This window comes from Leifsonia sp. NPDC077715, assembly GCF_040686855.1.
Taxonomy (GTDB): Bacteria; Actinomycetota; Actinomycetes; order Actinomycetales; family Microbacteriaceae; genus Leifsonia.
Genome location: NZ_JBFBOG010000003.1, coordinates 33,419 through 45,133 on the forward strand (window position 1 = coordinate 33,419; position 11,715 = coordinate 45,133).

An 11,715-nucleotide genomic window follows, 5' to 3' on the forward strand; every position below is an offset into this window, starting at 1 on the left:
ATGCGACCGGCCATCGTGCTTGAAGGGAGAGAATCATGGCCGATCCGGCACGCGCGAGGAAGCTCGCGGACAGGATCAAGGAGATCGTCGCCAAGCGGCTCGATCGCGGCCTGCGCGACCCGCGCCTGGGCTTCGTGACCATCACGGACGTCCAGGTGACCGGCGACCTGCAGCACGCGACCGTCTTCTACACGGTGTACGGCACCGAGCAGGAGCGCGAGGACTCGGCGGCCGCGCTCAAGGCGGCGACCGGGATGCTGCGCAGCGAGGTGGGCAAGAACATCACTGCGCGCCTGACGCCGACGCTGGAGTTCCAGCTCGACGCCATCCCGGAGAACGCCGCGCACATCGAGGACCTGCTGCGGGAGGCGCGCGAGCGCGACACCACGGTGGCGGGTCTCGCGGCGGGCGCGAGCTACGCCGGTGACGAGGACCCGTACGTCAAGCCGCGGGTCGACGAGGCCGACGAGGAGGAGTGACCTCCCGCCCGGGTCGGGGTCGGTCCTAGGCTGACGGCATGTTCGCCGTCTCCTTCTACGACCCCGATCCGGATGCCTCCCCCGAGCGCTTCCAGCGCATCGCCGAGGCGTACCCGCGACATCGCGCCTACCTCGACGAGTTCGCCAAGGGCGGCGAGGTGATGATGATCGGGACCTTCGGCGAGCCCATGACCCAGGGGTCCATGGCGGTCTTCCGATCGCGGGAGGCCGCTGAGCGGTTCCGCGACGGCGACCCGTTCGTCACCGAAGGGCTCGTGTACCGCTCCCGCATCCTCGACTGGGACCCGCTCGTGTTCCCCGATCAGGGGAGCGTGTAGCCGCCCTCGGCCGCGACGGCCAGACCGTCCGCGACGAGTCCGGCGAGTGCACGGTCGCGCTGTGCGGCATCCGGCCACACGGCCTCCAGCTCGGTCGCGGTGACCGGCATGTGCGACGCCCGCAGCTCCGCGAGGATGCGCCCGCGCACCTGCCGGTCGCTGCCCTCGTACTTCTTCTGCACCGCCTTGCGCGGCCCGTAATAGGCCGGGTAACCCGCCTGCCGCCACGCGCAGGTGTCCGCGAGCGGGCACGCGTCGCAGCGCGGCGTCCGGGCGACGCAGACGATCGCGCCGAGCTCCATCATCCCGGCGTTGAAGGCGGCCGCGGCGGGCCGGTCCTCCGGGAGCAGCGCCTCCATCGCGGCCAGGTCGCGCTTCGACGGCGGCCCGGGCTCGGCCTGGCCGTCGACGGCGCGGGCGATCACGCGGCGGATGTTGGTGTCCACGACGGGATGCCGGTGACCGTAGGCGAAGGCCGCGACCGCGCGGGCGGTGTAGTCGCCGATCCCGGGCAGCGCGAGGAGCGCGTCCACATCCTCCGGCACGACCCCGCCGTGCCGCTCGGTGATGGCGACCGCTGCGGCGTGCAGCCAGAGGGCGCGGCGCGGGTAGCCGAGCGACTGCCACGCGCGCACCGCCTCGCCCGGCGGCACAGCCGCGAGGTCGGCCGGCGTCGGCCAGCGGGTCAGCCACTCCTCGAGCCGCGGGATGACCCGGTTCACCGGCGTCTGCTGCAGCATGAACTCGCTGACCAGTGTTCCCCACGGCGTGAAGCCGTCGCGCCGCCACGGCAGATCGCGCCGATTGGCGTGGTACCAGGCCACCACCGTCCCGGCGAAGTCGTGCATGCTTCGAGGCTAACCGGTGCGCGGCCTATGCTCGTCGCATGATGCTCCCGCCGACCCCGCGCGTGCTGTTCCTGCGGGAGCTCGTGGCCGCCATCCGCCGGAAGGCGCCGGCGGGGCGGGCGGTCATCGCGGTCGATGGCGGGCGCCTGGACGGCGGGTTCGCCGACGACCTCGCGGACGTGTTCCGCGAAGCCGGTTCGGATACCTTCCGCGCGTCGATCTCGAATTTCCACTCGTCGCGCGCCTACCGCACGAGACTCGGCCGGGAGACGCCGGAGAGCTACTACCGCGACGCCTACGACTACGTCACCCTGCGTCGTGTGCTGCTCGACCCGTTCCGCCTCGGCGGCAGCACGGGCTTCCAGCTCGCCGCGTTCGACGCGGTCCGCGACCAGCCCGTGGAGGCGCGGTGGCTGACGGCGGGGATGGATGCGGTGCTCGTGCTGGACGGCGAGTTCCTGCTGCGCCCTTCCCTGCGCGCCGAGTGGACCGCGTCCATCCGGCTCGTGAACGCGCCGCCGAACGACCTCTACATCGAGGACGCGCATCCGGCCTCCCACGCCGACCACCTCGTCGACGACTCCGAGCCGTCGCGCCCGGTGTGGGCGGAGCGCGGCTGACTCAGCCGAGCAGGGGACGCATGCGCTCGGCGACCTGATCCGGGGTGAGGAAGCCGTTCTGCTCGACCTCGTGCACGAGCCCGGTGATCGCGGCGTTGATCGGCGCCTCGACGCCCGCCGCGCGCGCCTCGTCGACGACCGCGCCGTTGAGGTAGTCGATCTCGGTGAGCTGGCCGCGGCGGATGCTCTGCAGCGTGGATCCCGGGTTGGGCGTCGCGCCCATCCTGCGCTTCATGAGCAGCGGCACCGCCTGGGCGGCCCACCGCGGCGCCCGGGCGACGATGCGGAGCAGCCGGTCGTCGAGGCCCTGGATGCTGCCGTAGCGGACGCCGCGGGCGTAGCCGACCCGCGTCGCCTCCTGCAGGCTCGCGGTGAGGATCGGCCGCAGCCGGCGGTCGCCGATGACCTCCTGGGCGCTCAGCCCGGTGATCGCGGGGAGGGCGTTGATCTGGTTGACGATGAGCTTCGTCCATTGCGCGCCGGTGAAGTTGTCGATCGCCTGGGCCGGCATCGCGGCGTCGAGGATGCGCGCGGCCTCAACGGCGGCGGGCGGCGGCGGGCCGTCCCCGGCGCCGAGGTAGGTGTTCGCCGGGGTGGTCACCGAGACGCGGCCGGGGGAGAGGAAGCTGGCGGCGTAGAGGGCGAGCGCGCCGACGCAGTCGGAGTCCGGCAGCAGGGCCTGCGCCTCGCGGAGACCGGCGAGACCGTTCTGCACGATCACCACCGGGATACCGTCGAGCAGTGCGCGGTTCGCCTCGATCGCTGCGGCCGCATCCTGTGCCTTGGTGCACACGAACGCGAGCTCGGGGCGGGTCTGCAGGGTCTCAGCGACGTCGGGATGGGCGGTGTGCGTTCCCCAGGCTCCGTCGAGCCGCAGGCCGTCGGCCCGGATGGCCGCCAGCTGCTCGCCGCGCGCGGTCACCTCGACGAGGTGGCCGACCCGGTCCAGGAGCGCCGCGATGGTCCCGCCGATGGCCCCAGTCCCGATCACGCCGATACGCACGCGCTCCAGCCTAACGCCGCCCGAACCGCCCGACGATGGGACGCGACACGCCGTTATGGCGGGGCCATAACGGCGTGTTGCGTCCCATCGAGGTCAGTCGGCGAGGACCGGGGCGGGCTCGGCGGTGGCCAGCGCGTCGACGGCGGCCTCGGCCGGGGTCTCCTCGCGCTCCGCGAGCGCGGCGGCGGCTGCACGGGCTGCGCGGCGCGACGGCAGCGCCAGCGCGATCACGGCGGCGAGCCCCAGGACACCGGCGCCGACCCACACGGCCGGGATGGCCGCATCCACGTACCCGGTCGGGGTGAGCGTCCCGCCCGCTCCGGTGAACACGGCGGTCAGCACGGCGACGCCGAGCGCGACCCCGACCTCCCGGAGGGTCGAGTTGGTGCCGGACGCCTTCGCGTGGTCGGCGGGGCGCATATTCGCGAGCACGGCGGTCGAGCTCGGTGCGAACACCAGGCCCATGCCGACGCCTGCCAGCAGGAACGGCGGCCACATCTGGGAGTAGGGCAGCGTCGCCGACAGGGTCAGGGCGATCCAGCCCATGGCGACCGCGAGCAGCACCAGGCCGGCGACGACCGGGAGGCGGGTGCCGGTCCGGCCCGACACCAGGCCGGTGAGCGGCGCGACCACCATCGGCGCCAGGGTCCATGGCATGGTCATCACGCCGGCCTCGAGCGGGGTGTGGCCCTGCACGACCTGGAGGAATTGGATGAGGATGAAGATCGCCCCGAAGATGCCGAAGCTGAAGGTGACGCCGACGAGGTTGGCGACGGTGAAGCTGCGGTCGCGGAACAGTCGCAGCGGCAGCAGGGGAGCGGTGGCGCGCGACTCCCACAGCACGAACGCGACCAGCAGCGCAGCCCCGGCGATGAGCGGGATGAGCACTTCCGCGCTGCTCCAGCCCGCGTCGTTGCCGCGCACGATGGCGAAGACGACGCCGAGTACGCCCGGGGCGGCCAGCAGCAGGCCGACGACGTCGGCGCGGACGCGCGCGCCGAAGCTGTTGGGTAGGGCGGCGAGCACCAGCGGGACGGCGATCACGCCGAGCGGGACGTTGAGCCAGAAGATCGCCTGCCAGTTCCATCCCTGCACCACGGCGCCGCCGATCAGCGGGCCGAGGGCGACGCCGAGGCCGGAGATGCCGCCCCAGATCCCGATCGCGGCCGGGCGGAGGCGTTCCCTGACGCTGCCGGCGAGCAGGGTGAGCGAGAGCGGCATGAGCGCGGCCGCGCCCGCGCCCTGCACCGCGCGGGCGGCGATGAGCATCCACGGCTCGGTGGCGAGGGCACTCGCGGCGCTGGCGAGCGTGAAGACGGCGATGCCGGCCAGGAACACCGACCGCCGGCCGAGCCGGTCGCCGAGGCCGACGGCCATGAGCATGAGGGTCGCGAAGCTGAGCGTGTAGGCGTTGACCACCCACTGCAGCTCCTCGATGGAGGCGGACAGGTCTTTCGCGATGACGGGAAGGGCGCTGGTGACGACGAGATTGTCGAGCGTCGCCATGAACATCGGCAGGGACGCCGCGACGATCGCCAGCCAGACGGGGATGGAGCGGGTGCGCGGTGCGGCGGGTGCAGACATGCGGCGCCTCCAGTTGTTGTTATCGGATGATTACAAGAGCTGACATTAGTAATCGACTGATAACCTGTCAAGTGTGACGGATAAGAACACCGAGCGGATCCCGTCCGCCGAGCGCCGCGTCCAGATCCTCGAGGCCGCCAGCCGGGTCTTCGGGGAGCGCGGCTACTTCGGCGCGACCACCGACCAGATCGCCCGCGAGGCGGGCATCAGCCAGCCCTACGTGGTGCGGATGTTCGGCAGCAAGGAGAACCTGTTCGTCGGCGTCCTCTCGCGCTCGCTGGAGCGGCTGCTCGTCGCTTTCACCGAGACCATCGCGCAGTGGAAGGCCGACGGATCGCCCGCCGCCCCCGGCACGGACATCGCCGCGATGATGCCCGGAGTCCACGGCGAGATCGGCCGCCGGCTCGGCCTCGCCTACGTCAACCTGATCGAGGACCGCGGCCTCCTGCTCTCGCTGATGCAGGCGTTCAGCATGGGACAGGACCCGACCATCGGCGGGAAGGCCCGCGGCGGGTTCCTCACCATCTACCGGCTGCTGCGCGAGGAAGCCGGCTTCGAGCCGGAGGAGGCGCGCTCGTTCCTTGCCGAGGGGATGCTGCTCAACACGCTCCTGGGACTGCGCCTGACGGACGACTACCAGAAGGATCCCGCGGCGACCGAGCTGATCGAGTGCACGTTCCGCACCAAGCTGCAGCTGGTCCTCGACGTGTCCGCCGACGAGAGCATGCGCGCGTGACCGGCAGCGGACTCATCCTGATCGACAAGCCGGACGGGATGACGAGCCACGACGTCGTCGCGCGCGTGCGCAAGGCGGCAGGAACCCGGAAGGTCGGGCACGCGGGCACGCTCGACCCGATGGCGACCGGTCTGCTCATCGTGGGCGTCAACTCGTCCACGCGGTTGCTGACGTACATCGTCGGGGCCGACAAGGAGTACCTGGCGACCATCCGGCTCGGCGCCGGGTCCACCACCGACGACGCCGAGGGAGACCTGCTCGCTCCGGTCTCGCAGCACGCGCTCGATGCGGTGGCCGACGACGCGATCGCCGCGGGCATCGCCACGCTGACCGGGGAGATCCAGCAGATCCCGAGCGCCGTCTCGGCGATCAAGGTCGACGGCAAGCGCGCCTACGCACGCGTCCGCGCCGGTGAGCAGGTCGAGCTCGCTCCGCGCGCCGTCACGGTGTCCGAGTTCGAGCTGCTGGCGACCCGCCGGATCGACGGCGCGATCGACCTCGACGTCCGCGTGGTCTGCTCGTCGGGTACGTACATCCGGTCGCTCGCCCGCGACCTCGGCACGTCGCTCGCCGTCGGCGGCCACCTCACCGCCCTGCGGCGCACCCGCGTCGGGGTCTTCTCCGTGCGCGACGCCCACGACCTCGCTACGCTCGATGCGGAGGCCGCCCTCATCCCGGCCGTGGATGCGGCGACCGACCTGTTCGAACGGCTCGACCTCACCGAGCAGCAGGCCATCGACCTGACGCACGGACGGCGCATCCACGTGGCCGACCGCGAAGGGCCGGGCGGCGAGCCCGTCGCCGCCGTCGCGCCGAACGGAGCGCTTGTGGGACTGATCGAGTTCCGCGGAAAGGAAGCCAGGACGCTCGTGAACTTCCCCACGGACGAGGCCGTCGGCCGCGCATGATCGAGTGGTTCACGACCGTGCAGGTCCTGGTGGCCTGCGCTGCAGGCATCCTGTGCCTGGTGCTCGGACTCGTCGGGCGGCTGCCCGGCGACGTGTCCATGGGCGCCGTCGCCCTCGTCGAGCTGCTGCTGCTCGCGCAGCTGGTGATCGCGATCATCGCGCCGGCGGTCGGCAACAACCCGTCCGGCAGCCTCGCGGAGTTCTACATCTACCTGATCTCGGCGATCATCCTCCCGCTGGCGGGCGGCTTCTGGGCGCTGATCGAACGCAACCGCTGGAGCACCGTCATCCTGGGCGGCGTCTGCCTCGCGATCGCCGTGATGGTCTACCGGATGGGGCAGATCTGGTTCGTGCAGGGCGCCTGACGGCCCAGGGCGCCCCCGGCGGCAAATAGAATCGAAGCGATGTCCCACCACACCACCTCCTCGCGCACGAATGCCGCTCCGTCGTCCCCTCGGCGGCGGATGTCGGGGGTCGGCCGGGTGCTGGTCCTCGTCTACGGCGTGCTCGCGCTCGCCGCGACCGGGCGCAGCGTCTTCCAGATCATCGACCGCTATTCGGAGGCGCCGGTCGCCTTCACGCTGTCGGCACTCGCGGCGGTCGTCTACATCGTCGCGACGATCGCGCTCATCGCGCCGGGGCGCGTCTGGTACCGCGTGGCGTGGATCACGATCAGCTTCGAGCTCGCCGGCGTGCTCATCATCGGCTCGCTGAGCCTGTTCGCCCCGGCGGTGCTCGGGTTGCACGACATCGACCCGTTCGGGCGCGACGCGACGGTCTGGTCCGTCTACGGGATGGGCTACCTGTTCATCCCGCTCGTGCTGCCGGTGCTCGGGATGCTGTGGCTGCGCCGCCATCCGCCCGTCGACGCACCCGACCACGCGCCCGCCGGCGAGGTGGCGTCGTGAGGGTCTTCCACGCGGTCGAGGAGGTCCCGGACGGCTGGGGACCGTCGGCGGTCACGATCGGCAAGTTCGACGGCGTCCACACCGGGCACCGCGCGGTGATCGACCGCCTGCGCGCGGTCGCGGCCGAGCGCGGCCTGGTGTCGACGATCATCACCTTCGACCGCAACCCGCTGGAGGTGCTGGCGCCGGAGAAGTGCCCGGCGTCGCTCGTGAGCAACGCCCAGAAGCTCGCCCTGCTCGCTTCGACCGGCGTGGATGCGACGCTCATGGTCCACTTCGACCAGGCGCTCGCCGGGCTGCCGCCGGAGGAGTTCGTCCACCGCATCCTCGTGGACCGGCTGCACGCTGCGGCGGTCCTGGTCGGGAGCGACTTCCGCTTCGGCGCGCGCGGCGCGGGAGATGTGGCGATGCTCCGCGAGCTGGGTGAGACCTACGGCTTCACGGTCGAGCTGATCGACGACGTTCGGCCCGAGCACGGCCGGCGCGTCTCGTCCACGTGGATCCGCGAACTGCTGGCCGACGGCGACGTCGACCACGCGACCGAGCTGCTGGGCTCGGCGCCGACCGTCCGCGGGCTGGTGGTGCACGGCGCCGCGCGCGGCCGCGAACTGGGATTCCCGACGGCCAACCTGTCGCCCGAGTCGGAAGGCCTCATCCCGGCCGACGGCGTGTACGCGGGCTGGCTGACCGACGGAGGCGAGCGCTACCCGGCGGCGATCTCGGTCGGCAACAACCCGACCTTCGAGGGCGTGCCGCACAAGCAGGTCGAGGCGTACGTGCTCGACCGCGAGCTCGACCTGTACGACCACACGGTCGAGGTGTCGTTCGTGCACCGCATCCGCGGCATGGTCGCCTACACCGGCGTCGAGCCGCTGATCGCGCAGATCGCGGACGACGTCGAGCAGGCGCGGCGCATCCTGGGCGCGGGCGAGCCGTCCTGATGGCGGACTCCTCGCCGGCCGCGGGCGCGCGGCCGCTCTGGCACGGCCGTGCGATCGCGCTGGTCGGCATCCTGCTGGTCGCCGCGAACCTCCGGACCGCCGTCGCCGCCCTGTCGCCGATCTTCGCCGAGATCCGCACCGAGTTCGACGTGTCGAGCATCGACGTCGGGCTGCTCGGGATGCTTCCGCCGGTCTGCTTCGCCCTGTTCGGGCTGATCGCGCCGTCGTTCACGAGGAAGCTGAAGCTCGAGACCGTCGTACTGCTCGCGCTCGGCGTCATCCTGTTCGGCCACCTGGTGCGGGCGTCGGCGACATCGTTCGCGGTGCTCGCGATCGGCTCGGCCATCACCTTCGCCGGAATGGGCGTCGGCAACGTCCTGCTGCCGCCGCTCGTGAAGCGCTACTTCCCGGACCGCATCGGCCTGGTCACCTCGCTCTACGCAACGGTGATGTCGGTGTCGACCCTGCTGCCGCCGCTGGTCGCGGTGCCCGTCGCCGACGCCGCGGGCTGGCATGTCTCGGTGGGCATGTGGGGGCTGGTGAGTATGCTCGCCATCCTGCCGTGGCTGCGCATCCTGATCACGCACCGGCCGGCGCATCCCGATCACGATGTCGACGTCGAGAAGGCGCAGCCGGCCATGGCGGGTCGGGTCTGGCACTCGTCGCTCGCCTGGGCGCTGGCTGTGGTGTTCGCCGTGTCGAGCCTCAACGCGTACGCGATGTTCGCGTGGCTCCCGCAGATCCTGCACGATGTCGCAGGCACCTCTCCGGTCGAGGCGGGCGCCCTGCTCTCGGTGTATGCCGGGATGGGCATACCGGCCGGACTGCTCGTGCCGCTGCTGGCCGCCCGGATGCGGAACGTCGCCATCCTGATCTACGCGGGCGTCGCGTTCTTCGTCGCCGGCTACCTCGGGTTGATCCTCGCGCCGGGTGCGGCGACATGGCTGTGGGTCGCGTTCGCCGGCCTCGGGCCGCTGCTGTTCCCCCTGTGCCTCGTGCTGATCAACGTGCGGACGCGGACGCACGCGGGCTCGGTCGCGCTCAGCGGCTTCACGCAGGGCCTCGGCTACACGCTCGGCGCGCTCGGGCCGCTCGCCGTCGGCGTGCTGCACCAGCTGACCGGCTCGTGGACGCTGGCCCTGCTGGTCCTGACCGCGACCGTCGTCGCCGCCGCCATCGCGGGCGCGGTCGTCGCCCGTCCCCGCTTTCTCGAGGATTGACCGCCTCTCCATCGAGTCCGCAAAGAGTGCACGCCCGCACGGCGTGTCGCGTGCACTCTTCGTGTACTCGACGGTGGGTGGGGGCTCAGGGGAGCAGGTGGGCGCGGTGGATGAGGGCCGCGGCGCCGATGAGCGGGCCCTCGGAGGAGAGGCCGGACGGCACGATGCGGACCTTGCGCACGAACGGGAAGTAGTGCTCGGCGATGACGGCGCGCATGTGGTCGAAGAGGTCGGGCGTCGAGTGCGAGAACCCGCCGCCGATGGCGACCAGCTCCAGGTCGAGCAGTGCTGTCGCCGAGGCGATCGCGTGGCCGACCGCGCGGCCGGTGCGGGCGATGGCCTCGCGCGCGACCGGGTCGCCGGCCGCGTACGCCGCCGCCAGCTCCTCGCCCGTCGAACCCTCGAAGCCCTCGCGGCGCGCCCACGCGACGGTGTGGGGACCGGAGGCCATCGCCTCCAGCGCGAACGGGCTGCCGAACGTGTCCTCGCCCCGGATGTCGCCCACCTCGACGTGGCCGATGTGCCCAGCGTTCCCCGTCGGGCCCGTGATGACACGGCCGCCGACGATGAGGCCGCCGCCGATCCCCGTGGAGATGACCATCCCCATCACGTTCTCGACGCCCTGCGCCGCGCCGACCCAGTGCTCGGCCATGGTGATCGCGACGCCGTCCATCTCGAGCGTGACGGGGACGCTGAGGCCGAGCTCGGTCGCGACGCGCGACACGAAGTCGCGCATGGGGTAGTCACGCCAGTGCGGCACGTTCAAGGGGGAGACGAGTCCCCGCTGCCGGTCGATCGGACCGGCGCTGCCGATGCCGACGCCGACGATCCGGCCGCCCTCGGGCAGGGCCGCGAACGCGGCGCGCACGACGCCGCCGACGGACTCCTCGAGCTCCGGCACGGTCGCGTTGCGCCCGGTCGGACGGCGGTGCCGCGACCCTTCGACCAGGCGCCCGTCGGTGTCGACGAGCGCCGCCTCCACCTTCGTGCCGCCGAAGTCGACGGCGAGGGCGAACAGGGCAGAGCTGGGCTGGAGGTCCGTGGGCACGACTAAACGATAGACGAGACCGGGCGTGCTCATTTGAGCACTCACCACGCACATGTTGCTCGCGTGCGCGGGGGCTTCCTAAGCTGGAGGGGTGGCCCTGAACGATTCCGACGAGATCCTCGCCGTCAAAGCCGCAGAGCTCTACTACGAGGCCGGCAAGACGCAGGACGAGATCGGCGTCGCCCTCAACGTCTCCCGCTGGAAGGTCGGCCGCCTCCTCGTCGCCGCCCGCGAGCACGGGTTCGTGCGCATCGAGATCGTGCACCCGAGCGCACGCCGCTTCTCGCTCGAGCGCGAGCTGTGCGGCTTCTACGGCCTGGAGGACGCGGTGGTCGTGCCCGCCGCGGAGTCCGACGCCGAGGTGCAGGGCCGTGTCGCCCAGGCGGCCGCCGACTACCTGACCACCCTGCGTCCCGTTCCGCGCACCCTCGGGGTGAGCTGGGGTCGCACTCTGCACGCCGTCGCGGCGCGCCTGCGCCCGGGCTGGGCCGTCGGCGTCAACCCGGTGCAGATCAACGGAAGCGTCTCGTCCACCCGTCAGGCCACCGCAGCAGCCGACACCGCCGTCGTCATCGCGCGCAAGGCGCAGGGCACGGCCACGCTGCTGCCCAGCCCCGCCATCTTCGAGCACGCCGCCACCCGCCGCGCCATCGAGGCCGACCGCTCGGTGCAGAGCGTGCTCGACCTGGCCCGCAATGCGAGCGCCTACCTGTTCAGCGCGGGCGTCGTCGACACCAGCTCGGTGCACGTCGACTCGGGCTACCTGTCGGTCGAGGATGTGGCCCGGCTCGCCGAGAAGGGCGCCGTCGGCGACGTCGTCGGCCGCTTCATCACCGACGACGGCCAGGTCGCCGACCCCGAGCTCGACGCGCGCACGCTGGGACTCAGCCTCGACGAGCTCCGCTCGGCCCGCACATCCATCGCCGTCATCGCGGGGGAGGCGAAGCACCGGGTCGCTCACGCCGTCGTGGCGAGCGGCCTGTGCACCACCCTCATCACCGACGAGGCCACCGCCAACGATCTGCTCGGCCGCACCGCGCCGAGCGCCACGGCCGACCAGGTCGCGGCACAGTAATGGAGGA

At 71.9% G+C, this 11,715-nt stretch carries 14 protein-coding genes; 10 read left to right on the forward strand and 4 right to left on the reverse strand.

Features of this window, described 5'->3' with window-relative positions:
• Window positions 1–35: 35 nt before the first annotated feature.
• Both rbfA and AB0P25_RS13880 read left to right on the forward strand, forming a co-directional pair.
• Complete coding sequence (rbfA, locus tag AB0P25_RS13875) at window positions 36–479, forward strand: 30S ribosome-binding factor RbfA (RefSeq protein ID WP_363808109.1); 444 nt, start codon at window positions 36–38, stop codon at window positions 477–479.
• A gap of 38 nt (window positions 480–517) precedes the next feature.
• The gene (locus AB0P25_RS13880; RefSeq protein ID WP_363808111.1) at window positions 518–817 is read left to right on the forward strand and encodes a YciI family protein; all 300 of its coding nucleotides are present in this window, start codon (window positions 518–520) and stop codon (window positions 815–817) included.
• Here AB0P25_RS13880 and AB0P25_RS13885 read toward each other — a convergent pair.
• On the reverse strand, window positions 802–1,665 hold the full coding sequence (locus tag AB0P25_RS13885; RefSeq protein ID WP_363808112.1) for an A/G-specific adenine glycosylase: 864 nt from the start codon (window positions 1,663–1,665) through the stop codon (window positions 802–804). The genes AB0P25_RS13880 and AB0P25_RS13885 overlap by 16 nt on opposite strands.
• Before the next feature lie 38 nt (window positions 1,666–1,703).
• Between AB0P25_RS13885 and AB0P25_RS13890 the strand changes: the two genes are divergently transcribed.
• Window positions 1,704–2,285, forward strand: a complete 582-nt coding sequence (locus AB0P25_RS13890) for a hypothetical protein (RefSeq protein WP_363808113.1) — start codon at window positions 1,704–1,706, stop codon at window positions 2,283–2,285.
• 1 nt (window position 2,286) lies between these two features.
• Here the strand turns inward: AB0P25_RS13890 and AB0P25_RS13895 are convergent, their stop codons facing one another.
• The gene (locus AB0P25_RS13895) at window positions 2,287–3,288 is read right to left on the reverse strand and encodes a 2-dehydropantoate 2-reductase (RefSeq protein ID WP_363808114.1); all 1,002 of its coding nucleotides are present in this window, start codon (window positions 3,286–3,288) and stop codon (window positions 2,287–2,289) included.
• A gap of 93 nt (window positions 3,289–3,381) precedes the next feature.
• Window positions 3,382–4,872, reverse strand: coding sequence for a DHA2 family efflux MFS transporter permease subunit (locus AB0P25_RS13900; RefSeq protein WP_363808115.1), 1,491 nt, complete (start codon window positions 4,870–4,872; stop codon window positions 3,382–3,384).
• Between the two features lie 73 nt (window positions 4,873–4,945).
• Here AB0P25_RS13900 and AB0P25_RS13905 point away from each other — a divergent pair, with 73 nt between their 5' ends.
• Genes AB0P25_RS13905 through AB0P25_RS13930 form a run of 6 tightly spaced genes read left to right on the forward strand, consistent with a single transcriptional unit; the run spans window position 4,946 to window position 9,585 of the window.
• Window positions 4,946–5,608 (forward strand): helix-turn-helix domain-containing protein, encoded by a 663-nt coding sequence (locus tag AB0P25_RS13905; RefSeq protein ID WP_363808117.1) that lies wholly within the window; start codon window positions 4,946–4,948, stop codon window positions 5,606–5,608.
• Window positions 5,605–6,516 (forward strand): tRNA pseudouridine(55) synthase TruB, encoded by a 912-nt coding sequence (gene truB, locus AB0P25_RS13910; RefSeq protein WP_363808118.1) that lies wholly within the window; start codon window positions 5,605–5,607, stop codon window positions 6,514–6,516. Before AB0P25_RS13905 ends, truB begins: the two co-directional genes overlap by 4 nt.
• Complete coding sequence (locus tag AB0P25_RS13915; protein WP_363808119.1) at window positions 6,513–6,881, forward strand: hypothetical protein; 369 nt, start codon at window positions 6,513–6,515, stop codon at window positions 6,879–6,881. The genes truB and AB0P25_RS13915 overlap by 4 nt, the downstream gene beginning before the upstream one ends.
• 39 nt (window positions 6,882–6,920) lie before the next feature.
• Window positions 6,921–7,424 (forward strand): hypothetical protein, encoded by a 504-nt coding sequence (locus tag AB0P25_RS13920; RefSeq protein WP_363808120.1) that lies wholly within the window; start codon window positions 6,921–6,923, stop codon window positions 7,422–7,424.
• The gene (locus tag AB0P25_RS13925; RefSeq protein ID WP_363808123.1) at window positions 7,421–8,365 is read left to right on the forward strand and encodes a bifunctional riboflavin kinase/FAD synthetase; all 945 of its coding nucleotides are present in this window, start codon (window positions 7,421–7,423) and stop codon (window positions 8,363–8,365) included. The genes AB0P25_RS13920 and AB0P25_RS13925 overlap by 4 nt, the downstream gene beginning before the upstream one ends.
• Window positions 8,365–9,585 carry an MFS transporter gene (locus AB0P25_RS13930; RefSeq protein WP_363808124.1) on the forward strand — a complete coding sequence of 407 codons (1,221 nt, stop codon included), beginning with the start codon at window positions 8,365–8,367 and terminating at the stop codon, window positions 9,583–9,585. The genes AB0P25_RS13925 and AB0P25_RS13930 overlap by 1 nt, the downstream gene beginning before the upstream one ends.
• A gap of 85 nt (window positions 9,586–9,670) precedes the next feature.
• On the opposite strand, the gene AB0P25_RS13935 is transcribed toward AB0P25_RS13930, so the two are convergent.
• Window positions 9,671–10,633, reverse strand: a complete 963-nt coding sequence (locus AB0P25_RS13935) for an ROK family protein (protein ID WP_363808125.1) — start codon at window positions 10,631–10,633, stop codon at window positions 9,671–9,673.
• Between the two features lie 91 nt (window positions 10,634–10,724).
• Here AB0P25_RS13935 and AB0P25_RS13940 point away from each other — a divergent pair, with 91 nt between their 5' ends.
• A complete protein-coding gene (locus AB0P25_RS13940) occupies window positions 10,725–11,708 on the forward strand; it encodes a sugar-binding domain-containing protein (protein ID WP_363808127.1) in 984 nt (327 codons plus the stop codon).
• The last annotated feature ends 7 nt before the right edge of the window (window positions 11,709–11,715 follow it).